Origin of the sequence: Streptomyces liliifuscus, from assembly GCF_016598615.1 — a bacterium.
GTDB lineage: Bacteria > Actinomycetota > Actinomycetes > Streptomycetales > Streptomycetaceae > Streptomyces > Streptomyces liliifuscus.
In genome coordinates this window covers 9,494,208-9,513,958 of sequence record NZ_CP066831.1, presented here as the reverse complement: position 1 = coordinate 9,513,958, position 19,751 = coordinate 9,494,208, and the positions used below count along the sequence as shown (strand labels likewise).

Annotated in this window: 40 protein-coding genes and 1 pseudogene; 22 read left to right on the top strand and 19 right to left on the bottom strand. The window is 68.0% G+C overall.

Translation table 11 applies throughout. The features are described from left to right. Window positions 1–21: 21 nt before the first annotated feature. Window positions 22–726: pseudogene (locus JEQ17_RS41455) on the bottom strand (DUF6397 family protein); the annotation flags it as partial. Window positions 727–903: 177 nt separating this feature from the next. After that, complete coding sequence (locus JEQ17_RS41450; protein WP_200400055.1) at window positions 904–1,143, bottom strand: hypothetical protein; 240 nt, start codon at window positions 1,141–1,143, stop codon at window positions 904–906. A gap of 242 nt (window positions 1,144–1,385) precedes the next feature. Here JEQ17_RS41450 and JEQ17_RS41445 point away from each other — a divergent pair, with 242 nt between their 5' ends. Then, complete coding sequence (locus JEQ17_RS41445; RefSeq protein ID WP_200400054.1) at window positions 1,386–1,649, top strand: helix-turn-helix transcriptional regulator; 264 nt, start codon at window positions 1,386–1,388, stop codon at window positions 1,647–1,649. A 182-nt stretch (window positions 1,650–1,831) separates the two neighbouring features. Here the strand turns inward: JEQ17_RS41445 and JEQ17_RS41440 are convergent, their stop codons facing one another. Continuing rightward, the gene (locus JEQ17_RS41440; protein ID WP_200400053.1) at window positions 1,832–2,083 is read right to left on the bottom strand and encodes a hypothetical protein; all 252 of its coding nucleotides are present in this window, start codon (window positions 2,081–2,083) and stop codon (window positions 1,832–1,834) included. Window positions 2,084–2,223: 140 nt separating this feature from the next. Between JEQ17_RS41440 and JEQ17_RS41435 the strand changes: the two genes are divergently transcribed. Next, window positions 2,224–2,469, top strand: a complete 246-nt coding sequence (locus JEQ17_RS41435) for a GntR family transcriptional regulator (protein ID WP_200400052.1) — start codon at window positions 2,224–2,226, stop codon at window positions 2,467–2,469. 82 nt (window positions 2,470–2,551) lie between these two features. After that, window positions 2,552–2,683, top strand: a complete 132-nt coding sequence (locus JEQ17_RS41430) for a hypothetical protein (protein WP_407700121.1) — start codon at window positions 2,552–2,554, stop codon at window positions 2,681–2,683. Between the two features lie 343 nt (window positions 2,684–3,026). On the opposite strand, the gene JEQ17_RS41425 is transcribed toward JEQ17_RS41430, so the two are convergent. Beyond that, entirely contained in the window at window positions 3,027–3,257 is a 231-nt protein-coding gene (locus tag JEQ17_RS41425; RefSeq protein WP_200400050.1) for a hypothetical protein, read from the bottom strand. A 67-nt stretch (window positions 3,258–3,324) separates the two neighbouring features. Here JEQ17_RS41425 and JEQ17_RS41420 point away from each other — a divergent pair, with 67 nt between their 5' ends. Continuing rightward, window positions 3,325–3,519 carry a hypothetical protein gene (locus JEQ17_RS41420; RefSeq protein WP_200402124.1) on the top strand — a complete coding sequence of 65 codons (195 nt, stop codon included), beginning with the start codon at window positions 3,325–3,327 and terminating at the stop codon, window positions 3,517–3,519. On the opposite strand, the gene JEQ17_RS41415 is transcribed toward JEQ17_RS41420, so the two are convergent. The 5 genes from JEQ17_RS41415 to JEQ17_RS41395 form a co-directional block, all read right to left on the bottom strand. Continuing rightward, window positions 3,516–3,785, bottom strand: coding sequence for a hypothetical protein (locus JEQ17_RS41415; protein ID WP_200400049.1), 270 nt, complete (start codon window positions 3,783–3,785; stop codon window positions 3,516–3,518). The genes JEQ17_RS41420 and JEQ17_RS41415 overlap by 4 nt on opposite strands. Then, complete coding sequence (locus JEQ17_RS41410) at window positions 3,782–4,054, bottom strand: hypothetical protein (RefSeq protein WP_200400048.1); 273 nt, start codon at window positions 4,052–4,054, stop codon at window positions 3,782–3,784. Before JEQ17_RS41410 ends, JEQ17_RS41415 begins: the two co-directional genes overlap by 4 nt. A gap of 149 nt (window positions 4,055–4,203) precedes the next feature. Beyond that, complete coding sequence (locus tag JEQ17_RS41405) at window positions 4,204–4,431, bottom strand: hypothetical protein (RefSeq protein WP_200400047.1); 228 nt, start codon at window positions 4,429–4,431, stop codon at window positions 4,204–4,206. Between the two features lie 21 nt (window positions 4,432–4,452). Next, a complete protein-coding gene (locus JEQ17_RS41400; RefSeq protein WP_200400046.1) occupies window positions 4,453–4,647 on the bottom strand; it encodes a hypothetical protein in 195 nt (64 codons plus the stop codon). Then, window positions 4,640–4,996, bottom strand: coding sequence for a hypothetical protein (locus tag JEQ17_RS41395; protein WP_200400045.1), 357 nt, complete (start codon window positions 4,994–4,996; stop codon window positions 4,640–4,642). The genes JEQ17_RS41400 and JEQ17_RS41395 overlap by 8 nt, the downstream gene beginning before the upstream one ends. Before the next feature lie 55 nt (window positions 4,997–5,051). On the opposite strand from JEQ17_RS41395, the gene JEQ17_RS41390 reads away from it, so the two are divergent. Further along, window positions 5,052–5,387: a DUF6233 domain-containing protein gene (locus tag JEQ17_RS41390; protein ID WP_200400044.1), complete on the top strand. Its 336-nt coding sequence runs from the start codon at window positions 5,052–5,054 to the stop codon at window positions 5,385–5,387. 34 nt (window positions 5,388–5,421) lie between these two features. After that, window positions 5,422–5,595: a hypothetical protein gene (locus tag JEQ17_RS41385; protein ID WP_200400043.1), complete on the top strand. Its 174-nt coding sequence runs from the start codon at window positions 5,422–5,424 to the stop codon at window positions 5,593–5,595. Window positions 5,596–5,649: 54 nt separating this feature from the next. Here JEQ17_RS41385 and JEQ17_RS41380 read toward each other — a convergent pair whose 3' ends face one another. The 3 genes from JEQ17_RS41380 to JEQ17_RS41370 form a co-directional block, all read right to left on the bottom strand. Beyond that, a complete protein-coding gene (locus tag JEQ17_RS41380; protein WP_200400042.1) occupies window positions 5,650–5,997 on the bottom strand; it encodes a hypothetical protein in 348 nt (115 codons plus the stop codon). 107 nt (window positions 5,998–6,104) lie between these two features. Further along, window positions 6,105–6,287: a hypothetical protein gene (locus JEQ17_RS41375; protein ID WP_200400041.1), complete on the bottom strand. Its 183-nt coding sequence runs from the start codon at window positions 6,285–6,287 to the stop codon at window positions 6,105–6,107. Further along, on the bottom strand, window positions 6,284–6,907 hold the full coding sequence (locus tag JEQ17_RS41370) for a recombinase family protein (protein ID WP_200400040.1): 624 nt from the start codon (window positions 6,905–6,907) through the stop codon (window positions 6,284–6,286). The genes JEQ17_RS41375 and JEQ17_RS41370 overlap by 4 nt, the downstream gene beginning before the upstream one ends. A gap of 255 nt (window positions 6,908–7,162) precedes the next feature. On the opposite strand from JEQ17_RS41370, the gene JEQ17_RS41365 reads away from it, so the two are divergent. Next, window positions 7,163–7,636: a hypothetical protein gene (locus JEQ17_RS41365; protein WP_200400039.1), complete on the top strand. Its 474-nt coding sequence runs from the start codon at window positions 7,163–7,165 to the stop codon at window positions 7,634–7,636. Between the two features lie 192 nt (window positions 7,637–7,828). Here JEQ17_RS41365 and JEQ17_RS41360 read toward each other — a convergent pair whose 3' ends face one another. From JEQ17_RS41360 to JEQ17_RS41330, 7 genes are read right to left on the bottom strand one after another with little or no spacing between them, the layout of a single operon-like run. Then, window positions 7,829–8,107 carry a phage fiber-tail adaptor protein gene (locus JEQ17_RS41360; RefSeq protein WP_200400038.1) on the bottom strand — a complete coding sequence of 93 codons (279 nt, stop codon included), beginning with the start codon at window positions 8,105–8,107 and terminating at the stop codon, window positions 7,829–7,831. 4 nt (window positions 8,108–8,111) lie between these two features. Beyond that, window positions 8,112–9,116: a hypothetical protein gene (locus JEQ17_RS41355; protein ID WP_200400037.1), complete on the bottom strand. Its 1,005-nt coding sequence runs from the start codon at window positions 9,114–9,116 to the stop codon at window positions 8,112–8,114. Between the two features lie 30 nt (window positions 9,117–9,146). Further along, entirely contained in the window at window positions 9,147–9,596 is a 450-nt protein-coding gene (locus tag JEQ17_RS41350) for a hypothetical protein (protein ID WP_200400036.1), read from the bottom strand. Window positions 9,597–9,605: 9 nt separating this feature from the next. Further along, on the bottom strand, window positions 9,606–10,295 hold the full coding sequence (locus tag JEQ17_RS41345; protein WP_200400035.1) for a collagen-like domain-containing protein: 690 nt from the start codon (window positions 10,293–10,295) through the stop codon (window positions 9,606–9,608). After that, complete coding sequence (locus tag JEQ17_RS41340; RefSeq protein ID WP_200400034.1) at window positions 10,292–10,588, bottom strand: hypothetical protein; 297 nt, start codon at window positions 10,586–10,588, stop codon at window positions 10,292–10,294. Before JEQ17_RS41340 ends, JEQ17_RS41345 begins: the two co-directional genes overlap by 4 nt. A gap of 43 nt (window positions 10,589–10,631) precedes the next feature. Continuing rightward, window positions 10,632–10,958 carry a hypothetical protein gene (locus tag JEQ17_RS41335; protein WP_200400033.1) on the bottom strand — a complete coding sequence of 109 codons (327 nt, stop codon included), beginning with the start codon at window positions 10,956–10,958 and terminating at the stop codon, window positions 10,632–10,634. 17 nt (window positions 10,959–10,975) lie between these two features. Beyond that, window positions 10,976–11,896, bottom strand: coding sequence for an N-acetylmuramoyl-L-alanine amidase (locus JEQ17_RS41330; RefSeq protein WP_200400032.1), 921 nt, complete (start codon window positions 11,894–11,896; stop codon window positions 10,976–10,978). A gap of 193 nt (window positions 11,897–12,089) precedes the next feature. On the opposite strand from JEQ17_RS41330, the gene JEQ17_RS41325 reads away from it, so the two are divergent. From JEQ17_RS41325 to JEQ17_RS41255, 15 genes are all read left to right on the top strand, one after another. Next, entirely contained in the window at window positions 12,090–12,284 is a 195-nt protein-coding gene (locus tag JEQ17_RS41325; RefSeq protein WP_200400031.1) for a hypothetical protein, read from the top strand. A gap of 109 nt (window positions 12,285–12,393) precedes the next feature. Continuing rightward, on the top strand, window positions 12,394–13,155 hold the full coding sequence (locus JEQ17_RS41320) for a hypothetical protein (RefSeq protein WP_200400030.1): 762 nt from the start codon (window positions 12,394–12,396) through the stop codon (window positions 13,153–13,155). Beyond that, a complete protein-coding gene (locus JEQ17_RS41315) occupies window positions 13,152–13,331 on the top strand; it encodes a hypothetical protein (protein ID WP_200400029.1) in 180 nt (59 codons plus the stop codon). Before JEQ17_RS41320 ends, JEQ17_RS41315 begins: the two co-directional genes overlap by 4 nt. Then, entirely contained in the window at window positions 13,328–13,672 is a 345-nt protein-coding gene (locus tag JEQ17_RS41310) for a DUF6221 family protein (protein ID WP_200400028.1), read from the top strand. The genes JEQ17_RS41315 and JEQ17_RS41310 overlap by 4 nt, the downstream gene beginning before the upstream one ends. Next, window positions 13,669–14,598, top strand: coding sequence for an NAD-dependent epimerase/dehydratase family protein (locus JEQ17_RS41305; RefSeq protein ID WP_200400027.1), 930 nt, complete (start codon window positions 13,669–13,671; stop codon window positions 14,596–14,598). The genes JEQ17_RS41310 and JEQ17_RS41305 overlap by 4 nt, the downstream gene beginning before the upstream one ends. A 2-nt stretch (window positions 14,599–14,600) precedes the next feature. Continuing rightward, window positions 14,601–15,605: a glycosyltransferase family 4 protein gene (locus JEQ17_RS41300; protein WP_200400026.1), complete on the top strand. Its 1,005-nt coding sequence runs from the start codon at window positions 14,601–14,603 to the stop codon at window positions 15,603–15,605. Further along, entirely contained in the window at window positions 15,602–15,877 is a 276-nt protein-coding gene (locus JEQ17_RS41295; RefSeq protein WP_200400025.1) for a hypothetical protein, read from the top strand. Before JEQ17_RS41300 ends, JEQ17_RS41295 begins: the two co-directional genes overlap by 4 nt. Next, window positions 15,874–16,095 carry a hypothetical protein gene (locus tag JEQ17_RS41290; protein ID WP_200400024.1) on the top strand — a complete coding sequence of 74 codons (222 nt, stop codon included), beginning with the start codon at window positions 15,874–15,876 and terminating at the stop codon, window positions 16,093–16,095. The genes JEQ17_RS41295 and JEQ17_RS41290 overlap by 4 nt, the downstream gene beginning before the upstream one ends. After that, a complete protein-coding gene (locus JEQ17_RS41285; RefSeq protein WP_200400023.1) occupies window positions 16,092–16,523 on the top strand; it encodes a DUF6221 family protein in 432 nt (143 codons plus the stop codon). The genes JEQ17_RS41290 and JEQ17_RS41285 overlap by 4 nt, the downstream gene beginning before the upstream one ends. Then, window positions 16,520–17,383 (top strand): NAD-dependent epimerase/dehydratase family protein, encoded by an 864-nt coding sequence (locus tag JEQ17_RS41280; protein WP_200400022.1) that lies wholly within the window; start codon window positions 16,520–16,522, stop codon window positions 17,381–17,383. The genes JEQ17_RS41285 and JEQ17_RS41280 overlap by 4 nt, the downstream gene beginning before the upstream one ends. Beyond that, a complete protein-coding gene (locus JEQ17_RS41275; RefSeq protein WP_200400021.1) occupies window positions 17,380–18,138 on the top strand; it encodes a glycosyltransferase family 2 protein in 759 nt (252 codons plus the stop codon). Before JEQ17_RS41280 ends, JEQ17_RS41275 begins: the two co-directional genes overlap by 4 nt. Continuing rightward, complete coding sequence (locus JEQ17_RS41270; RefSeq protein WP_200400020.1) at window positions 18,135–18,356, top strand: hypothetical protein; 222 nt, start codon at window positions 18,135–18,137, stop codon at window positions 18,354–18,356. The genes JEQ17_RS41275 and JEQ17_RS41270 overlap by 4 nt, the downstream gene beginning before the upstream one ends. Beyond that, entirely contained in the window at window positions 18,353–18,652 is a 300-nt protein-coding gene (locus JEQ17_RS41265) for a hypothetical protein (protein ID WP_200400019.1), read from the top strand. Before JEQ17_RS41270 ends, JEQ17_RS41265 begins: the two co-directional genes overlap by 4 nt. Next, complete coding sequence (locus tag JEQ17_RS41260) at window positions 18,649–19,509, top strand: hypothetical protein (protein WP_200400018.1); 861 nt, start codon at window positions 18,649–18,651, stop codon at window positions 19,507–19,509. The genes JEQ17_RS41265 and JEQ17_RS41260 overlap by 4 nt, the downstream gene beginning before the upstream one ends. Further along, window positions 19,509–19,694: a hypothetical protein gene (locus tag JEQ17_RS41255; protein WP_200400017.1), complete on the top strand. Its 186-nt coding sequence runs from the start codon at window positions 19,509–19,511 to the stop codon at window positions 19,692–19,694. The genes JEQ17_RS41260 and JEQ17_RS41255 overlap by 1 nt, the downstream gene beginning before the upstream one ends. Window positions 19,695–19,751: the final 57 nt, after the last annotated feature.

Sequence of the window (19,751 nt, the reverse complement as noted above, 5' to 3'; positions counted from 1 at the left end):
CCGACAGCTCGGCTCAGTAGCTCAGTGGTTTCTGCGACGCAGCCAGCCGAGGAGTCGATGAGGGCGTTCCGGTTCGTCGACCGTCTGCCGTACCTCGGTCTGTTGCCGCACTCCTGTCGGCTGCCGTGGGTCGCCCGGCCGGAGCGCTTCGGTCGGGTGCAGCCCGTCACCGGACTCGCGCCGCCTCTCGACCAGCCGTAGCCGCTCCTCGATCAGCCGTGGCCGTTCCCGACTCACGACCGGAGTCAGGGGCTTCGGTGTCGGCCGCGGCGCCCGACGGTGTGCGCGTGCCTCTTGCAGAGTGTTGGCCAGATCGGACCGGAGCCAGCCGATCTCGTCCGGGTCCTCCGCCGTCATGATCCGTGCGGCGATGTGGGCGGCGGGCGAGTCGGGCGCGCCGTGCGTGGTCTGTTCCGGGCCGAAGCGGTTCATGTAGGCGCGCTCGTACGGATCGGCGACGATCTCCGCGACCTGCGCGGGATCGAGCAGTGAGGCCACTGCCGCGGCACGGGCCCAGGGATCCTCGGTCTGCCGCAGCAGAAAGCCCACGTGGCGCCCTCGCCAGTTCCGGGCCCTCAGGTCCAGGCCCGCGTCCAGTTGGTCGCGCAGCCCTTCGGGTGTACGCCCGTTCAACAGCGGAGCGTTCTCCTCGGTCTCGGCGAACTGCCGCAGCTCCTCTGCCAGATACAGCCAGACGACGGCCCTGTAGCGGTTCAAATAGAACTTGTATTGGTGGCGTTCAGTGCTGGGAAGATTCTCGCTGAGTGCCGCGAGAGGCGCTTGACCTGCTCGCATTCGCTTGACCCCGCTCGACCTGACTCGGCTCCACTGGGATTCCCCGGACTCCCCGCTCGCTCCCCGGGCGCTCCGCTCCCCAGGCGCTCCCCGGAATTCCCCATCGCATCAGTGTCGAGAATCGTCGCTGTCGCTGGTCAGATCTTCGCTCTCTCGGCGAGCGGCCGTCTCGCGCCTCATGTCCTCTATGGCGATGACGCACTCGGCGCAGGCCCGGACATCGCGGCCTTCCTCGCCGCGAGGGCGGATGGTCTTGACGATCGCCGTCGACACCGCCCCCTTGCCCGGGTGCCGGAAGCAGACCCCTAGTTGCCAGTCGTAGAGGTCGAGGATCTGCTGCCGGTCCATGTGTCGTCTCCTGGTGCCGGTCGGTCTGGGGTGGGGGGGTCCTGCCGTAGTTCCCACCTTGTGCAACGAATAGCGCTTCTAGCTGGTTGTTCACTCGATCGAGCGAACGCACGTTCGAATCACGGACACTACAGCGAGCCCTGCGGCATATGCCATAGAGTCGCGGGGCTCGGGCCAATCTTGATCGACTGGCGACCATTTGGGTACTGACACAAGATCATCTGGGCAACAGCGTTTGACGGGTGTCTCGCCGCCGCACTCCCCGACCCGACTGGGTCATCGACCGCCGAAGACTCCTCGGCCACCGAATCGCGGACCTGCGACGCCAAGCAGAGCTTTCACAGGAGCAGCTGGCCAACCTCGCCGGCATGGAACGCCGAAGCATCCAGCGCTACGAGAACGCCCAACGGGACCCGCAGTTCTCGGATCTGCTGCTCATTGCGCACGCACTGAGAGTGCACGTTTCGGACCTCCTCCACAGTGAGCAGCCGCACGACGGGGTCTAGGGAGCGCGGCTGACTCGTAGTCAATAGCACGTCCCGTAGTCAGCGAAAGGTGACGGGCGCATATATCTGTGTGCAACTTTTGCACCCCGCGTGAATGTATGACCGCAGGTCAAGCTGTGGCCAAACGTTCCTGCCCGTAACCCGATAATCCGACCGGTGTCGGTCTGGGTGGTGACGGACCGTCAGCGGGTCTCGTCGACCAGCCGGTCATAAGCGTCGTTGAGGGCCGTGTTCCAGGCCTGCCACAGCCGGTCGCCTTCTGCGCACCGGTCGCGGTCGACGTCGCTGCAGCGCTGGCAGCCGCGCACGCGACCGGCGCCTTCTATGTGCTTGCTGTAGTCGAGGTGGGCCTGCTGCGCGGTGGGGAGCGTGCTGGCGGCGGGTTCCGGCGGACCGGTTCCGCTGTCGGGCTGGGGGTCTCTACGCTCGTCCATGTCGACGGCTCCAGTTCGTCGGCTCGCCTCCGGGGCTGCTGGGCCGCGGCTCCGGAGGCACTCACTATTCGCGGTCTACCGCAGTAAACCGCACCATACTGCGGTCGCGCGGTGTACTGCGGTTATCTAGCGTCACCCACATGAGTGTGGATCTTGACCGGACGCGGCCGATCTGGCGGCAGGTCGCGGCCATCGTGCAGGCCCGCATCGCCGACGGCACCTATCCGGCCGGGTCGAAGGTTCCCTCGGTCGTGGAGCTCTCGGCAGAGTTCGAGGTTGCCGCGTCGACCGCGCAGAAGGTGCTTGCGCACCTGAAGGAGGCGGGGTTCATTCGGACGGAGGTCGGGCTCGGCTCGTTCGTTGCCGACCAACCGCCCGCGGAGTAAACGCTCTGACAGTGCCCGCCGATAGACTGACGGCATGCCCCCAACTCCCCCACGCCCTGGCCCTGTACGGCCTGCTGCGGTGGTGAATGCGGAGATTCAGGCGCTGCTGGTGGCAGAGGGCGGCTTCCTGTGGGGGCCGACGCGGGAGCTGTACGAGCAGCTGCGGGATGAGTGGGTCGAGGCCGTCCGGGCCGAGGTCGTCGAGGCGGCATAGATAAACCCCACCCACAAGGGGTGGGGTGGTTTGTCGCGGGGAACCCATCTCCCCGCGGTTCGCGGGCCAGGCGCTCCACCAGGCCGGGCGTGCACTCCCTGCCGGTCTTGCCACCTGCCGTCGGGTAGCCGTCGGCTGATCAGGCCGGGGCCCCTCGCCAGACGCGAGGCTGATACCACTGTACGTCGCGCCGTCCGGGTCCCGCCGTCGGACGGCTGCAGAAGGTGGGCGCGGTACAGCTCCGCCGTTCAAGCCCGGCCGCCGCCGGACCCCAGTCTCCTGCTCTTGAGGGCGCGCACTGGCCAGTCACGCACGGGACGCCCCTGGGGGCAGGGTACGTCGATCACTTTGCCGCTGGTGACAGAGTGATGACCTTCCCGCAGCTCACGCAGTGCGGCGTCCCTGCGTAGCCGCTGATCCCGCCGTCCGGGCGGACGGTCACGGCTCCGTGTTCCGGCATCTGCGGGTGGTTGCCGCGCAGTTCGAACCACGCCTCACCGCATGCGCAGGTCACGTAGCTGGGCTGGTCTTCTTCGGCGGCACGGCGACGAGCGTCGAGATCGATGATGTCCATGACCCCAGCGTCGGCTACGGGGAGTGCCGCTCCCAAGGGGAACCGGTGACCGATCTATGATCCTGCGGTGGCAATCGAACTCCCTACCGACCTGATCGACGCCGAGCGCATCGCCTGGCAGCAAATCCAAACCGGCGCGCTCACCGTGACGGCCGCTCGCGCTGTACATGAGGGCGTCACCGCGTTCGCGGAAGCCAGCGGGGAGACGCGGCTCGCCGTCGAGGAGCGACTGAAGCTGGTCGTGCGGCACGGCGAGGGCTAGTCGCCCGACGGCGGGGCCATCAGTCCGGCGCGGCGTAGATCGTCGAGGATCTTCGGCACCAGCGCGTACCGGTAGTCCGCCAGCGCCAGATGTCGCATTTGATCCACAGCCTTGCGGGCAGCGACCTCCCGCGGATCCGTAGTGCCGTACCCGGCAAGTTCCGTCGCGAGCGCAGTGTCGAGCCACTGTTTGATGCGGTCGATGACGAGCCGATCGGCGAGCGGGAAATCGTGGGCCGCATTGTGCGACGGATCAGCCTTGCTCACGGCTGCCTCCCCTGGTTGATGCGGTCGATGAAGCCGGGCGGGAACCGCCCCTCCGGCCGCCCCTGCTGTCGCCGCATGCGCTCCACTGTCGCGGCGGACATACCCAGCGCTTCCGCCTCATCCGGGTCAACGAACCGGCGACCAGTGCTCAGGATCACCAGGTGCTCGCCAGGGTGCGGGCGGTACGACGGCAGCGAGCCGCCACGGGCCGAACGACGGAAGGCCGTGCGCGCGACCAGGCCGACCGTGCGGAGCAGGCGACGAATCACAGACCCTCCCGGATATCGCGACGCCCCGCCCCAGTGCATCACGCTGGAGACGGGGCGCCATTCGAGTAGCCACCAGCCCGTCAGGCGGTTGATGGATGAAACCCATGCTACGGGCAGGCGCCGACAACGAGGCTGGGCTGGCGGCCGGGTCAGCGGGTGGAGATGCGGTACTCGTCGACGGGGAAGTCCACGGACAGCGGCGCCCTCCGGTCCTCCCAGACAGAATTCCCCTCGCTGTCCGTTCCGACGAGCTGCCGATAGTGGATCGCGTCGCCAGCGACTTCCACCCACTCGTCGATAGTGGCGGGGTCCAGGCCGTTGGCCTCTACCCACGCGCACATCGCGGCCCGCCGCTGGTCATCCATCGTTGCCTTCATGCCCGCCAGGATGGCAGAGCCCTACGTCTCGTCGGGCCAGGTCGTCAACGTCGCGCCCGTCTCCTCGTCGACCAGCGTGAGCCGGGGATCGCTGACGGGGAACTCGCCGATCCAGGCCTTGAACTTGCGGTCTGCCGTCGCCCTGCTCGCCCACCAGCCGTGCGCCACCGGCCGAGCACCGGAGAGCAGGGTGAGGTGGAATCGCTGGTCATTCACGTAGCCAGCCTGCCATGTCGCTGCTGGCGATGACCCGCATCCGCAGCCCAGCCTCCTCGGCCGCCCGCTGCAGCACCGCCAGGGTGTCCGCCAGCGGTACCGGCGGGCGCTTCGGGCGGGCCGCAATGACGGCCATGGCGTGGTCGCGGCACTGGTCCAGCCAGCGGAAGCCCAGGCCTGGGGCGGTGATGATGCGGGTCGTCCACGCCGGGTTGTCGCAGGCCGAACACTGCACCGGGTTGAGGCCGATGCGATCCCACAGCTCCGGCGGGCGCGGGCGGGGTGGTGGCGCCGGCTTCAGGGTGGCCGGGTCGACGGCGAGGAACCGGAGTATCGCCTCGTCGTCCATGCCGCCTCCTGTCCCCGGTGTGCCGGTGGAGATCCTAAGCCATAGAATCGAACACGTGAACGACCCCGCACCGTCCCGCCTCGACCAGCTGCGCTTCCTCGAACGCGTACAAGAACGCGACCTGGAGCGCACCCGACAGTGGATCGCAGCCGAAGAGCAGCGGCAGGCGGAACGGGAACGCGGCCAGCAGCGGAAGCCGCCCGCACCCGACTGGACCATCGAGCAAGGGCTCAACGGCGGGCACCCCGTATACGTGCACGCCGGCGACTGCCACATGGCCGGCAAGCGCAGCCGGGGCGTCACCCGCGAGCAGGCCATGCAGGCGCTCGCCGAAGGGGTCGATGCGTGCACGCACTGCCGGCCCGACACGGAACTCGGCATCGAGGGCTGAATCCGATGTCAGTGCCACCAGTGATGATGCGAGCATGAAGAACTACGGGATCCTGTGGACCGACCCCGACGGCACGCCGCGCGCATCCGTCGTTAGCTACGACAAGCCCAGCGCCGACGGGCGGAAGGTCGAGCTGGAGGCCGGCGGGTGCACGAAGGTGCGGGTCGTCGAGACCAAGCCGGGGGAAGCACTCCAGCCGCAGGCGTGACGTGCGAGAGCCCGCCCCCGGCGATATCGGGGGCGGGCTCTCGCGCTGGCGACCCTAGTAGCTGTCGGGCGTTCCAGGGATGGCGTAGTGGCCGTCGTCGTTCGTGCGGACCCCGGACGTGATGACGCCGCTCTTCGCGCCGCGCGACGTGTAGATGTTGACGCCGCACGCCTCGGCGAACTCGAAGAGCTTGAGGCTCGGGTCCTGGTAGCCGAGGACCTGCGCGGTCACCCACATCACGTTCATGCGGACGTTGTCCGTCTGCGGGTCCTCAAGCTTCGGGACGGCCCGATTGTCGTGTTCCCGGTTATGGCCGGCGCGGTCCGCCCGATACGGCGCGTCCGACCAGTCGTGATTCTTGATCTCGGCGGCGAACTGGCGCGCCAAGGCACTCAAAGCCATGGAGTCCTCCTACGGGACTAGATCGAAGCCGCCCCCCGATGGGGCAGCCACGCCCAGAGTACGCCCGGCTCCGGACCCTGAAACGGGTTGCGACCCGACCGAGCCGGCTACCGGCCGCATTGCGGGCAAGGTGTCCCCTTGCCCCGAGACTCGGCCTCCGCGCGGGAGACCTCCTCGACCGGGTAGACCTGGTAGCCCCTGGTGACGGCCGTCCGCTGTGGGCCGACGATCGAGCCGCAGTCCGGGCGGGAGTGGAAGCGGTCGCCGCGCTTCGTGATGTAGACGGTCATTGGGACGCCACCGAAGCCGCCGTCGCCTGATCTGCGTCGTAGGCCTGGAGCGCTTGGGAGATGGCACCCACGCTTGGGTTCTTCCCCTTGCTCGCACCCTCCGCGATCCGTAGGTGCGGCTGGATCTGCCGGATTGTGAAGCCGCGGTCTCGTAGCGCGGCGGCCTGCACAGTCAGGGCTTCCGTCATGACGGGCTTGCGTCCACCGACGCGGCCCCGCTTCCGGGCGGACTCCAGCCCGTCCTTCGTCTTCTTCACGATGTCGCGGCGACGGTCTTCAGCGAGCGCCAGTGCGAGGTCGAGGATCAGGGACCGCTCCTTGTGGTCGCCGGCCGCGATGCCTTCGAGCACCTTGACGGAGATGCCGCGCTCGAAGAGGTCGTTGAGGACGATCAGGCCTTCGAGGAGGTTGCGGCCGAGGCGGTCGACTTCCTGGACGCAGAGCATGTCGCCCTCGCGCAGGTACTCGATGGCTGCCGTGAGGGCGGGACGCTCTTCGGCGGTGAGCTTGCCGCTGATCTTCTCCTCGAAGACCTTGAGGCAGATCGGGTCGAGGGCGTCGTGCTGCCGCTGGACGTTCTGCTTGTCGGTACTGACGCGAACGAGGCCAACTAGGGCCATCCACATCCCCCTTCGTTCATCAAACGTGTCGGTAGTCATTCTGAACACTACCAGGTTGATGAACGAGTTTCTGAACAACTTGACTTGCTGAACGCCGAGTTGAGCAAGATCACGGTTCAGGTTCACGTTCCGACCGATTGATGAACAGCCCTGCGGGGCAACTGACAGCACCTGAGGGAACGTTGTGCGCTACCTCTTGTTCGGTACGGATGCCGATCCCCAGCCCGAACAACTCCCCCGCGCTACCCTCGCGGCATGACGACCGCCACCGCTGTCACCGTCGACTGGGTTCGTCTCGCGATCGGCGACGACGAGATCACCGTCGAGCCGTCGCCCGGCATCGAGCTCGCGCTCTCGGTGAAGCCGGTCGAGCACGACGGCTACCTGGATCCGCTCACGCGCGGGCCAGCTCCCCGGCTGCACCTATCCCTGCACCTGATCCCGACCGGCACTGAGGCGATCGTGCGCTGCGAGTCGCAGGCGAGGCGCATCCTTGAACAGCTCGGCGCGCCCGCCTCGGCCTGCGCGCCGATGTGCGACTTCTCGCTGGAGGCCGCCCTAGGCGGCGAGGGCCTGCCGTACAACCGAGCGTCGGCGCCCGGGCTCACGCTCACTCCTGGCGAGCCGCCCGTGTTCGACGAGGATCTACCGGTTCCGTCGGTGCACGTCTTCACAGCGAAGGCGCACGGAGCCAGCGAGACCGTGTACACGATGTGGCTCGCCGACTAGCCAATGATCCCGCACGCTCCACGTGACGACGAAGTCGCCCCCGCCCCTCCCGCCGTGAGGCAGGAAGAGCGGGGGCGGTTGCGCGTTCTCACTCGCCGGGCTCACCCGGCGGCCAGTCGGGTTCGAGGAACGGGTGCGGCGACAGCCAGAAGGGCGAAGGCTCGTCATCGGTCATGGATCGCACTCCACTCCTCAGCGGTTGCTGATCGTGAGGTAGATCGACCGTTCGTCGATCAGGCCCCCGGCGGTGGTGATCTGGCAGACCATCGTGTAGGCGCCATCGAGGACGCCACCCGAGATCCGCTGGGTGACGAACCCGTCGTCCACGACGGGCGCCCCGACGGCCGTAAGCCCGTCAGGTACCGCGACCGTCGCAGAACTGATGGTGTCGGCGACCTCAGCGAGCCATGCGGACCAGTCCCAGGTGTAGTCCAGGCGGGCCGCCGGGTCTTTGACGTAGCTGTCGGCCATGCGGCTACCTCTGAATCGTGTAGGTCCGTGCCTCGGCGGTCACGGTGAGGGTGCGGTGCTCGGCCGATACGGTGCGGCGCCGGCGCTCGGCGGGGATCCTGAAGGTGCGTTCGGGGCTGGGCACGGTGGTGGACTGCGCGGTGAGCGGGCGCGCCGTGTCGACTTCGACTGCAGTGCCGAGCGTGGCGGTTTTGCTGCCGGTGAGCGGCAGTGCCGTCTCGACGGCGGTAGCTGTGCCGAGTGTCGCCGTGACGAACCCGGTGAGAGGCTGCGCGGCCTCCGTGGCAGCCGCGACACCGAGCGTGGCCGTCTTCGCCCCGCCGAGGGCCTGCGCGGTGTCCTGCTCGACGGCTGTCGCGAGCGTCACGGTCTTGGCCCCGACGAGCGGCTGCGCGCCGTCGGTTTCCATGGCGGTGCCGAGTGCGGCCGTCTTCGTCGCGGTAAGCGGCTGGGCTGTCTCGACGCTGCTGGCGACGCCGAGGGTCACGGCGGCGGACACGTCCGCCCCAGTGAAGGCGTCATAGCGGAGCGCACCGGTCGACTCTGAGCGGATGCCAACACTGGTGCCTGTCGCGACGAAGGTGTCCGTGACGCTGACTCGCTCGACGCCGTTGACGAATCCCTTGATCGTCGATCCGACGGCCTGCACCTTGGCCACATCGCCCGGCACAGCCGCTGCCACATAGGTGCCGATCACGCTGAACGAACCGCCGACGACCGAGAACAAGTTCCAGGTGCTGCCGTCGTTGCGCCACAGATAGCCGGAGGAGATGTTGTTGTTGCCCCGGCACCACACGCCCTGGCTGGCTGCCACCGTGGCGGCGATCGTGACCTGTGCGTAGTTGTCGTCGGATGCCATCGCACCGCTGGCGCGCAGGATGATCGTGCCGCCTGCCGAACCCGGCGAGAGCTGGCTGGAGACGATCGACCAGTCGCCGGACACCTCAACCCAGCCGTCCCCCAGGTCGCTGGAGTCGGCGCGGTCGAAGTCGTCGGTGAAACTCGTCACGGCGTACCCCCAGGCACGGGCGGGTCTCCGTTACGCGGCGGAGTTGGCGCGGAAGAAGTCGGCAATGTTCAGGGTGAAGTTGTTGCCGTCAGGGGTCCAGGTGATCCCGTGCTTGGTGAGCGGGATCAGGTCCGCGTCGGTGCCGCTGGTGGTGTCTGGGTCGTAGCAGATCACCAGGGCGCCTACGGGGTTGCCGGTCGGGGCGGTCCAAGTGACGGCGTCCGCGTCGAGGTCTATGCGGTTGTCCGTGTCGTTGACGTTGACGGTGACGCCTGTGAGCGTCTTGCGGCCGATGGTCGCCTGCTCGTTGGAGGCGCCTGCCAGCAGATCGGACAGCGTGTCATAGTCCCGCATCACCGAGTCGGCGACGAGCCCGGTAGCCTCCAGGGGCACCATGATCAGCGCGTCGTTTGCGCCGCCTGTCAGTGCGGCCAGCGATGCGACCTTGCCGAGTGCGATGTTGAAGGTGATGTCAGCCATGGAGTCTCCTTACAGCTTCCGGTACGAGGCGGTCATTGCGAGTGCGGCCAGCCCGAGCAGACCGCGGCCTTGGGGTTCGGCCGGACTGCCTCCGGGATCCGGTGCGCCGTCGCGGCGGCAGACAAGCGCGTCGGGGTCGTAGCTCGGGGCCTGTAGCGAGTAGCCGTCGGGGCAGGTCTGTCCGTCGTGGCCGCGTTCTCCCTGCGGCCCCTTCTCACCTTGGGGCCCGGCTGGTCCAGGCTCGCCTTGTGGTCCTGCCGGGCCTGGTTCGCCGTCGGTTCCGTTGATGCCGCTGGCGCCGGCCTGCCCGTCGGTGCCGCTCTCGCCCGATGATCCGGGCGGTCCGGATGCCCCTGGGGTTCCGGGCTTTCCGGGGTCACCTTTCGGCCCGGGCGGGCCTGGTATGGGGACGGGGACTTCGGCGCGGTCGGGCAGGTCTTCGACGGCCTTCGACGGGTCGGGGGCGACGGGCGTGCCGCCCCGGGCTTTGACCTGTTCGCGTAGGGCGCGCACGTCTCCGGCGAGGGTGGAGACTGCTGTGCCGCGGAGGTCGGCTTCGGTGGCAAGCTGTTCGGCCTTGCGGTCGCCGGAGTCGATGCGCGCCCACAGGATGGCGGCAATGCCGAACAGGGCGATGAGTGCGCATCCTGTGGCGAGGCCCCGCCAGTGGAGGGCGAGTGTGCGCTGAGTGCGGGTCACGTCGGATCGCCTCCGAGCTGCCACACGAGGCCCCGTAGCCGCGTGATCTCCGCCTGGTCTGCGGCGCGCTGCTCGGACTTTTCGGCGAGTGCCGCGTCTTTCGCGGTCAACAGGGTGTTCTTGTCCACGAGTTCCTGCTTCTTGGTGGCCAGCTCTTCCTGTAGCTGATCCGTCAGGCTGGTGTAGCCCGTCAGCGCGTTCTCGCCGCGCTTTCCCAGGTATGCGACCGTCGCCGTCGCCAGAACGCCGACGAGCGCCATGAGCCCGCCGACCAGGGTGACGGTCGCGTTCATTCACTGGGTCCAGTCCAAGTGCGAGTGGACGGTGGGGCGTGCGTCAGGAGCCTGAGTGCAGCGCGCTGCGGCTGGTGACGAGGTGGTCCTGCGCGGCGCCGCTGACCCCGGTGGGCTTCCACAGGCCGAAGTGGCTGAGCACGGCCGTGCCGAAGGAGACGAGGGTGAGGGTGACTGCGGTGCCGAGGTCGTAGCCTTCGCCGCCTGCCTGGAGTTCGACGAGGAAGCCGTTGGCTGCGGTGAGGGCGAGGAGGAGCACGGCCTTGGTTCCGGCGTGGGTGACGCGGGTGGTGACGAGTCCGACGAGTACGGGGAGGGCGACGCTGATGGCGAGGCCCAGCCAGTAGGCGGAGTCGAGGCTGACGTTCATGGGCGGGTTCCTTCGGTTCAGGCGGTGACGGTGAATCCGTACTTGGCGCCGAGCTTGGTGAGGCTGGTCTTGCCGGGGATGCCGTCGGCGTCGGGCCCGGTGTAGCCGCCTCCGGCCTTGGAGCGCTGCCACTTGGCGTAGGCGGTGACGGTGGCGGTGCCGTAGTGGCCGTCACTGAGGGGCTTGGCGAGTAGGCCTGCGTCGACGAGCGCGGCTTCGACGATGCGCACACCGGAGTAGGTGACCGGGCTCCCCTGTGCTGAAGGGTTCGACTTCGCGGCGGCCACGAGCTTGGACAGGTCGACGACGGGTTTCTGCGGCTTCGGCAGGGTGACGGGCTTCGACGGGATGCCGAGTCGCTTGTCGACGCGAACCCGCATGGCCGCCATCGTGAAGCCGCGGGGGTCGACTTTCCCGGGCTGCCATTCGAGGTGGCCGATGACGCGGCGTGCGGTCCAGCCGTGTTCGCGGCAGATCGCTGCGGCGACCTTTTCGATGGCGAGGAGTTGGGCGTCCGGCCAGGGGTCGTCGCCGTCGCCGAGGTTCTCGCACTCGAAGCCGTAGAAGTGGCGGTTGCCGTCGGTGTTCGCCTCGTTGTCGGCGGGGAGCGCCCGCTCGTCCATGACGGCGCGCAGCACGTCGTCGTCTCCCAGGCCTGCGTGGTTGGCGCGGCCGTAGCCGACGAGGTGGACGCGGCCGTCCTTGGTGATGACGCCGTGGCACAGCGGTCCGGGCAGGCCACTGTATCCGTTGCGGCAGATCTCGATCGTGCGCTTGCTGCCGGACGTCACGGTGTGATGGATCATCACGCCCTGGACCGGACCCCACGGGCCTTTGTGGTTTCGGTTGCGCGTTTCCCAGCCCCCGACTTCGACGACGGAGACGCCTTCGTCGATGAGGCATTGCAGGAAGGTTCTTGCTGGGGGCGGTGTGGCCATGCGGGTTCCCTTCACGGCGGGGTCACCTTCAAATCGTAGCCGTGAACCCTCATTTCACCTACGAATCACAGGTATCGTGATGTCGGGTCCTGGCTCAGAGGATCTGTGGTGGGGGTGTGGCCGTGCGGGTCTGCACCCCCGCCGCTCAACACCCGCGCCAACCCGCACACGCCACCCGCACAGGAGCAAGCCCATGGCTGACACCACCGACGCCTCCTCACTCCAGCAGCGAGTTGAGGCCGTCATCCGGGACTTCCCGTTCGACAACTACGGCCTCAACGACGTCGACATCGCGCTGCACGACTATCCCGAGGACCAGGAGTGGGTGCCCGCTCTGGCCCGCGCCGTGCTGGCCGCCAGTGGCGGGGGAGCGGGAGCCGAGTCGTGACCGTCATCTGCCACGGGCTGGGCCTGCTGTTTTCGTTCCTCGTGCTGCTCCCCACCCAGCCCGTCGACGTGCGCATCGACTACACGCCCACTAGCGCACGGAGCAGCCGATGAAGGAGCACGCGCTCGCCCCCGTCGCCCGAGCGATCGACCGCCTCCAGCGATCCCGCAGGCGGGGACACCAGTTCCTGTCCCGGCCGTACACCTACATCGGCGGCCCGCTACCCGGTTGCCCGGCCTGCTCGACACCCCCCGAGCGCATCCGAGTCGGCCACCCCGATGAGGTTGTCAGCTTCGCGGCCAGCCCGGTCCCCGTCATCTTCCAGCCGTGCGGCCACCTGTTCCAGGTCACCCAGGACGACGCGGAAGCGCTCGCCGACCAGCAGGACTCCGGGCGCCGCTGCCCCCGCTGCGACTGCCCCGACGGACACAGCCAGTGCGACCACTGCAAGGTCTGCCCGCATGCCGACCGGCAACTCTCAACAGAAGACCCACGAGTGCGGCTCGCCCAGTTCTTTGAAGGGGAAGAGCCCTACACCGATGAACGGGTGATCCCCACCCCGGCCCAGTGGATCTGGAAGTGGAACCGAGCGACACCCGCCCGGCGCCTCCAGATCGCCGAAGCGGTCCTCGGTGCGTGGGATGTCAATCAGAAGTGCCTCCTCGATGACCATCTCGGCGCCATTGAAGAACTCCATGAGGCGCGCGCGGCTATCTACAGAGTTCGCCAACTCCACCGCCCCGTCGACCACTACGGCGTGACCATCTGCGCCGAATGCTCCGGCTGGGATGGCAGCACCACGGACAGCTCGCCCTGCGGCTACGAGCACTGCCCCACCATCAAGGCCCTCAGCCCACCGGAGACGCCGTGACCGAACCCGAGTTCGCGATCGCCCTGCACGAGGACGACGGCACGCTCCTCGTCGGCATCCACCCCGACGGCAACATCACCACCGGGCCCAACTACCAGCCCGACACGGCCGCGCGGGAGTTCTGGGACGCCGTCACCCGCGCCGCGCAGGCGGCATCACCGTGGGGGCAGACGTGACCGACCTCCACGACTGGATCACCCAGCAGGTAGAGCAGCGCCAACGTGAGGCTCGCGAAGGCAGGCTGCTACTCGACGAGGAAGGGCGATACCTCCAACACGCCCCCGTCGACGACCCTGCCGCTGCTCTCCGTCGCTGCGATGCCGACCGCCGCGTCCTCGCCCGACACACACCGCACTCCAGCGGCTCCACCAACTGCGTTGTCCGCTGCCAGCGAGCCCACCACGGACTCCAGGTCTGCAACCACGACGGCCACCACTGGCCCTGCGACGACATCACCGACCTCGCCACCGCCCACGGCTGGATCGGCGACACCTCGAACAGCAAGGAGCAGGCATGAAGATCGGAGTCACCGGCGGGGCCGGGTTCATCGGTGGGCACGTCGTCCACGAACTCGTCGCACGCGGCCACCAGCCCGTCATCTTCGACACCGCCGGACGCACCGCCCACGGACACCCCGTCCGCATGGGTGACGTCCGCGACGAGACCGCCATGTGTGAACTCGCCGCCCACGTCGACGGGATCATCCACCTCGCCGCCTGCCTCGGCACCCAGGAGACCATCAAGAACCCGCGCCCCGCCGCGAAGACCAACGTCGAAGGCGGCCTCAACTTCCTTGAAGCCATCGCTCAGTACGGCATCCCCGGTGTCTACATCGGGGTCGGCAATCACTGGATGCAGAACACCTACTCGATCAGCAAGACCACGGTCGAGCGGTTCGTCGCCATGTTCAACAAGGAGCGCGACACCCGCTGCAACATCGTCCGACTCGTCAACGCCTACGGCCCCCGCCAGAGCGTAGCGCCGCCGTTCGGCCCGGCGAAGGTCCGCAAGATCACGCCCTCGTTCGTGTGCCGCGCCCTCACTGGCCAGCCCATCGAGGTCTACGGCGACGGCGAACAGGTCTCCGACATGGTCCACGTCACCGACGGCGCCAAGGCCCTCGTCTCCGCCCTGGAGAAGGCCGCCGAAGGCGCTGTCCTCGACCGGGCAGTCGAAGTGGGACCAGCGGAGCATCACACCGTCAACGAGGTCGCCCAACTCGCCATCAAGGCCGCCGCCGATCTGGGGTTCGACGAAGTCCCTCTCACGCACCTGCCGATGCGGCCCGGCGAGATCCCCGGCGCGCAGGTCACCGCAGACACCGCCACGCTGCCCCTTGTCGACATGAGCGCCGACAAGCTCGTCAACCTGGAGGACGGCATCACGGATGTCGTCGCCTGGTACGCGGAGAACTGGCTCCCCGGGTATCGGGCGACCCAGTGAGGGTGCACTACTGGACCGCCGACGGCTCCGGCTCAGGCATGTATAGGGGTGTGCTCCCCGCCATGTCCCTGGACTGGATCGGCCACAAGCCGTCCGCCGGGATGCGCCTGCCCGAGGATTGGCGGGAACACGGCTTGGACGTGGTGGTCGGCTGCCGCCTCGCCAAGCCCGGCGCGTCGAAAACGTGGCGGGAGATGCGCGACCACGGCATCCGGTTGGTCCTCGACCTGGACGACGACTACTTCCACCTCGACTTCACGAACCCCGTAGCGCGCGAGTGGGCCAATCCCGTCCTGCGGCAAGGCCTGCTCGACAACATCGCCATCTCCGACACCGTCACCTGCTGCTCGGAGCCGCTGGCCGAAGTCCTGCGCGACTACCACGGCGACGTCCGCGTTGTGCCCAACGGGCTGCCGGCGCAATACCTCGGCGAGGTCCGCGACTACAACCCGGAAGTACTGTCCGTCGGCTGGGCTGGCACATCGTCCACCGTGCACGAACTCCCCGGGGTGGCACGTGCCTTGAACCGGATCGCCGAGTATCGGCGGCCGAGCGGGGTTGAGGTCCGTCTCGTCGGCATCGACTCACCGACGGCGGTCGCCTGCGGACTGCGGGGTCAGCGGCTGGGCGCGTTGGGCTGGGTGCAGAACTTCGGGCACTATCTTCAGGCGGTGTCGGCGTTCGACGTGTGGGTGGCGCCGTACCGGGACATCCCGTTCAACGCCGCAAAGTATCCGACCAAGTTCCTGGAGTCCTCGATCATGGGGATTCCGCTGATCGCCTCCGACGTTGAGCCGTACCGGCGGGTGATCCGGCACGGCGAGAACGGGTTCCTCGTCAAGCGTGAGCATGAGTGGGGCCGCTACCTGAAGGCCCTCGTCGACGACCCGGGGCTGCGGCAGCGGATCGGCATGGCTGCCCGCGCGGAGGCCTCGGGGTCGATCCTTCAGGCGCTCAACCGGCAGTGGGAAGCGGCGCTCACCGCGCGCGTAGGGGTGGCGGCGTGAGCGATGACCCCTTCGTCGCCATGGAAGAACTGCTCCGGCAGCGACAGCAGGAGCGCGGGTACAGCGAGTACTTCCGTGTAGGCGACCTCGTGCGGTTCCCGCTGGGCGTGCCAGCCAACCGTGAGCAGGACTACCGGATCAAGGCCATCTACAACAACGGCGTCGAGGTCACCGTCGACGGCCTCGACAGCTTCGTCGAGGGGCACCGCGACGAGGATGCACAGCGGCTCGGCATGACCCACGCGCCAACCGAGGAAGGGGCGCAACCGTGAACGGACCCGAGCACTACCGCGAGGGTGAGCGGCTGCTCGCAGGCCAGCCGAAGACTGCCGAGGATCGGGAGAGGGGCATCGAGGGCGACGATCCGTGGCCCCCGTCACGGATGGAGCTGCTCGAAGCGCAGACGCACTTCCTCGCCGCCCTCGTTGCGCTCCACGCCCGCGAGAAGGCACCCAACAGCATCGCGTGGCAGGAGGCGATCGGGCCATGAGTGACGAAATGGTGCGGTGGCTCGGCGAGCAGCTCGACGAGGACGAGCGGATCGCGCGGGCGGCAGTGTCAGATCACGAGCGGGAGCCGCGCCTCGTGCCATGCGATGCGGGTGACAAGTGGTTCCGTCGCTATTCGGACTACGGCGGAACGGAAGTCGTGGATGTCCACGGGCACATCGTCGTCTCGACCGCGCACGACAAGGGGGCTGCGGTCCGAACCCACATCGCACAGTGGGATCCGGCTCGGGTGCTGCGGGAGACCGCCGCCAAGCGGCAAGTGCTCGCCCGCTACGAGGAGCTGCGCGCCGCCTCGGAGGAGCAAGGTCTGATCGGTGACGTGACCAAGGAGTACCAAGACTTCCTGCTGCGCCTGCTCGCGCTGCCTTACGCGGACCGTCCCGGCTACCGCGAGGAGTGGCGGCCATGAGGATCCTCGTGACGGGTGCGGCCGGGTTCATCGGTGGCCACCTCGTCACAGCACTCGAAACACGCGGCCACTCGGTGGTGGGGATAGACAGGCGCCACGGCACGTCGACAGCCGAGATCGACCGTCTTCGCCGCGCTATCGGAGCCAACGAACCCGAGCTGATCGTGCACCTTGGCGCGTCATGCTCAACCCAGTTCAGCCTGGCCAACCCCGCGCAGGACTTTCACGACAACGCGCTCGGCACGTTCAACGTCGCCGAGGCAGCCCGTCTCGCTGGCGGCATACCCGTCCTGTTCACCTCCAGCGTGAAAGTCCATCCCGGCGAGGACGGGCTCATCGCCCCGCTCGGCCAGTCGAAGGCCGTCGGCGAGCAGTACCTACGCCTCTACGGCGACCTCTATAGCCTGCCCCACGTCATCCTGCGGCCGTCCACCGTGTACGGGCCTGGGCAGAACGGCACCAGCGAGAGCGGCTGGGTGACCTGGTTTCTTCGCGCCTTCTGGAACCGGCAGCAGATCACCATCCACGGCGACGGCACCCAGTCCCGCGACATCCTCTACATCGACGACTTCACGGCCCTACTCACCGACATCGTCGAGAACTTCGACGCCTACCAAGGCCGCACCTACGAGGTCGGCGGCGGGCCGGGCAACGAACTCAGCCTCCTCGACCTCCTCCACGCCTGGGAAACAGACACAGGCCACCGCCCCGATGTTTTGCACGACGAGCGACTCCCCGGCGACCTGCAGCGCGTCGTCACCGACAACACCGGCATCAGCGCCGTCCGCGGCTGGAAGCCCACCGTCCCCTGGATCGACGGCGTGCGCTCCACCCTCGACTGGATCGGAGACCAGTGGTGAAAGTCGGCGTCATCATCCCCGCCCGCAACGCCCTGCCCTGGCTCGCCGAGATGATCGGAAGCATCCGGCGCCAGACGCATCCGGCCCACACCTACATCGTCGAGGACCGCGGCGACGATGGCACCTGGGACTGGCTGCGCCAAAACCCGGACAGCTACGACGGGCTGGCGCGCAACCGGCGCCGGCTCGGCTGGGCCGGCAGCCTCAACGCCGCAGCCCAGCTGGCGCTCGATGACGGCTGCGACGCCATCTTCACCGCGTCTGCCGACGACAAGCTGCACCCAGACTGCGTTGCCCGCTGCGTCGCGGCCCTGGAGGCAGACGGCGGCCAGGACTTCGTTATCCCCTACGCGCAGCAGTTCGGCGAGGCGGATGCCGTCCAGGCGTCCCTGCCGGACGCGACGCTCGAAGACTTCGCGATGTGGCCGCCGCTCATCGACAAGGGCCTGTTCCGGCGCGAGACGTGGGAGACAGTCGGCGGCTACTCCCTCAAGGCCACGCTGCCCGGCACCTACGGCACAGCGGAGGACTGGGAGTTCTGGATCCGCATCTGGAAGGCGGGACTCACTCGGTACGCGGTAGTGGAGCAGCCGCTGTACTTCGTGCGCGTTCACCCCGGCCAGCTGTCCGACAGCCGCGGCGAGTGGCATGCGGCCACCGTCGATCTGTACCGCGAGCTGCACCCTGAGCTGCCGTGGACCGACGAGTCCGGCGTCTGGCCGCCACGGCACCGCACCACAAGGAGGACCGCGTGAGCGGGCAGTGGCTCGCGCGCGAGGTCAGCGACACGGCCGTGCATGCGGTGCCGCTGGACGACCTGATCACACACGACTTCAGCGAGGACTGCCCGTGCGGGCCCCGCGCGCGAACGATCGCGCGCGATGGCCGCCCCGACGGATGGATCTACACCCACCACAGCCTCGACAGCCGCGAACTCAGCGAACCCGACCGAGACAAAGGAGACGAGGCGTGACCTACACCAAGACTTACACCAAGTACGACGCCTGGGCCCAGACCATGCCGTGGACCTGCCTCATCGAGGACACGGGCTGCGTCAGCAGCAGCCACAACCACAGCCCCATGGCCAACGAACCGTGCGCCATTGAGAGCTGCGCCAAGCCGCTGCTTCCCAACGAGGTGTGTTACGCGGTCACGCAGTTGGAACGCGACACCCGCGGCCGCGAGCCGTGGGTGTGCTGGCGTCACATCCGTCCAGACGAGGGCCCGATCCAAGCCACCGCTTCTACCCCCATTGAGGAGACCCCGTGATCGACGGCAAGAAGGTCATCGCCTGGACCCCCTACGGGCGCGTCCGTACCTACAGCATCTTGATCAAGTACCTGGAGCGGGACGTCCGCCGCGGACTCGTCGACGAGGTGTGGGCGTACATGAACACCGACCCCACGGGCCAGGAAGGCGACGTCGCCTACGCGCACGAACTCGCCGAGCAGTTCCCCTGGTTCCACCTCAAGCACCGGCCAGAGGGAGTCGACCTCGGCAACCTGCCCAAGCAGAGGTGGACGGGCCTCGCGTACCGGGAGATGACCGACCCGAACGCGATCTATCTGCGGTTCGACGACGATGTGATCTACGTGCACGAAGACGCCGTCGAGAACCTCGTCCGCGCCCGCATCGACATGCCCGCACCGGTCGCCGTCTTCCCCGTCATCTGGAACAACGCCATCTGCTCGCACTTCCTCCAGGCCTGCCAGAAGGTGCCCATGGAATGGGGTGCCGTATCCCTCTTCTGTATGGACTCGAACGGCTGGGCCAACGGTGCGTTCGCGGTGAAGATGCACGAGCTGCTGCTGTCCCACATCGAAGCGGGCACCGTCGAAGACCTGTACCTCTACCAGGACTTCAGCCTCCAGCCCGGCACCCAGTTCAGCGTCAGCTGCTTCGCCAGCCGCGGCGAGGACTACGCGGCACTCCCCCAGCCCGGCGTCCTGGTTCCGGATGAGGAGGAGTCCTGGCACACCATCCACCGGCCGCTCGCCACCGGCAGCCCGAACATCATCCGCGGCAACGCGATCGTGTCGCACTACAGCTTCTTCACACAGCACCCGTTCCTCAACGAGACCAACCTCCTCGACCGGTACCGCGCACTCGCAGACAAGGCGGCGTGATGAACCAGCAGATCAGCCTGGAAACCGCCGCCGATGTGTGGCGACAGAAGTGCGGCGACCTCTACACCGCGAACCTCGTCCTCGAAGCACGCATCGGGGAGCTGGAAGCGGAGCTGGAGCAGCTCCGGCCCCCGCCGAGCCCGCACCCGCCAGCGCCCGGGCCGGACGTCGATCAGCGGCTCTAGCGGCGCCAGCCAAGGAGGCTGCCGACGGCGATGATGCCGACTTCGATCAACAGGATG

Excerpts from the sequence above, each read along its gene's own strand:
- JEQ17_RS41320 (WP_200400030.1), top strand. The coding sequence starts at position 12,394 with ATGAAGGAGCACGCGCTCGCCCCCGTCGCCCGAGCGATCGACCGCCTC.
- JEQ17_RS41440 (WP_200400053.1), bottom strand. The coding sequence starts at position 2,083 with ATGGACGAGCGTAGAGACCCCCAGCCCGACAGCGGAACCGGTCCGCCG.
- JEQ17_RS41380 (WP_200400042.1), bottom strand. The coding sequence starts at position 5,997 with ATGGCTTTGAGTGCCTTGGCGCGCCAGTTCGCCGCCGAGATCAAGAAT.
- JEQ17_RS41375 (WP_200400041.1), bottom strand. The coding sequence starts at position 6,287 with ATGACCGTCTACATCACGAAGCGCGGCGACCGCTTCCACTCCCGCCCG.
- JEQ17_RS41255 (WP_200400017.1), top strand. The coding sequence starts at position 19,509 with ATGAACCAGCAGATCAGCCTGGAAACCGCCGCCGATGTGTGGCGACAG.
- JEQ17_RS41330 (WP_200400032.1), bottom strand. The coding sequence starts at position 11,896 with ATGGCCACACCGCCCCCAGCAAGAACCTTCCTGCAATGCCTCATCGAC.
- JEQ17_RS41335 (WP_200400033.1), bottom strand. The coding sequence starts at position 10,958 with ATGAACGTCAGCCTCGACTCCGCCTACTGGCTGGGCCTCGCCATCAGC.
- JEQ17_RS41360 (WP_200400038.1), bottom strand. The coding sequence starts at position 8,107 with ATGGCCGACAGCTACGTCAAAGACCCGGCGGCCCGCCTGGACTACACC.
- JEQ17_RS41280 (WP_200400022.1), top strand. The coding sequence starts at position 16,520 with ATGAGGATCCTCGTGACGGGTGCGGCCGGGTTCATCGGTGGCCACCTC.
- JEQ17_RS41385 (WP_200400043.1), top strand. The coding sequence starts at position 5,422 with ATGAAGAACTACGGGATCCTGTGGACCGACCCCGACGGCACGCCGCGC.
- JEQ17_RS41425 (WP_200400050.1), bottom strand. The coding sequence starts at position 3,257 with ATGGACATCATCGATCTCGACGCTCGTCGCCGTGCCGCCGAAGAAGAC.
- JEQ17_RS41405 (WP_200400047.1), bottom strand. The coding sequence starts at position 4,431 with ATGAAGGCAACGATGGATGACCAGCGGCGGGCCGCGATGTGCGCGTGG.
- JEQ17_RS41365 (WP_200400039.1), top strand. The coding sequence starts at position 7,163 with ATGACGACCGCCACCGCTGTCACCGTCGACTGGGTTCGTCTCGCGATC.
- JEQ17_RS41435 (WP_200400052.1), top strand. The coding sequence starts at position 2,224 with ATGAGTGTGGATCTTGACCGGACGCGGCCGATCTGGCGGCAGGTCGCG.
- JEQ17_RS41350 (WP_200400036.1), bottom strand. The coding sequence starts at position 9,596 with ATGGCTGACATCACCTTCAACATCGCACTCGGCAAGGTCGCATCGCTG.
- JEQ17_RS41370 (WP_200400040.1), bottom strand. The coding sequence starts at position 6,907 with ATGGCCCTAGTTGGCCTCGTTCGCGTCAGTACCGACAAGCAGAACGTC.
- JEQ17_RS41340 (WP_200400034.1), bottom strand. The coding sequence starts at position 10,588 with ATGAACGCGACCGTCACCCTGGTCGGCGGGCTCATGGCGCTCGTCGGC.
- JEQ17_RS41285 (WP_200400023.1), top strand. The coding sequence starts at position 16,092 with ATGAGTGACGAAATGGTGCGGTGGCTCGGCGAGCAGCTCGACGAGGAC.
- JEQ17_RS41450 (WP_200400055.1), bottom strand. The coding sequence starts at position 1,143 with ATGGACCGGCAGCAGATCCTCGACCTCTACGACTGGCAACTAGGGGTC.
- JEQ17_RS41395 (WP_200400045.1), bottom strand. The coding sequence starts at position 4,996 with ATGGACGACGAGGCGATACTCCGGTTCCTCGCCGTCGACCCGGCCACC.
- JEQ17_RS41325 (WP_200400031.1), top strand. The coding sequence starts at position 12,090 with ATGGCTGACACCACCGACGCCTCCTCACTCCAGCAGCGAGTTGAGGCC.
- JEQ17_RS41305 (WP_200400027.1), top strand. The coding sequence starts at position 13,669 with ATGAAGATCGGAGTCACCGGCGGGGCCGGGTTCATCGGTGGGCACGTC.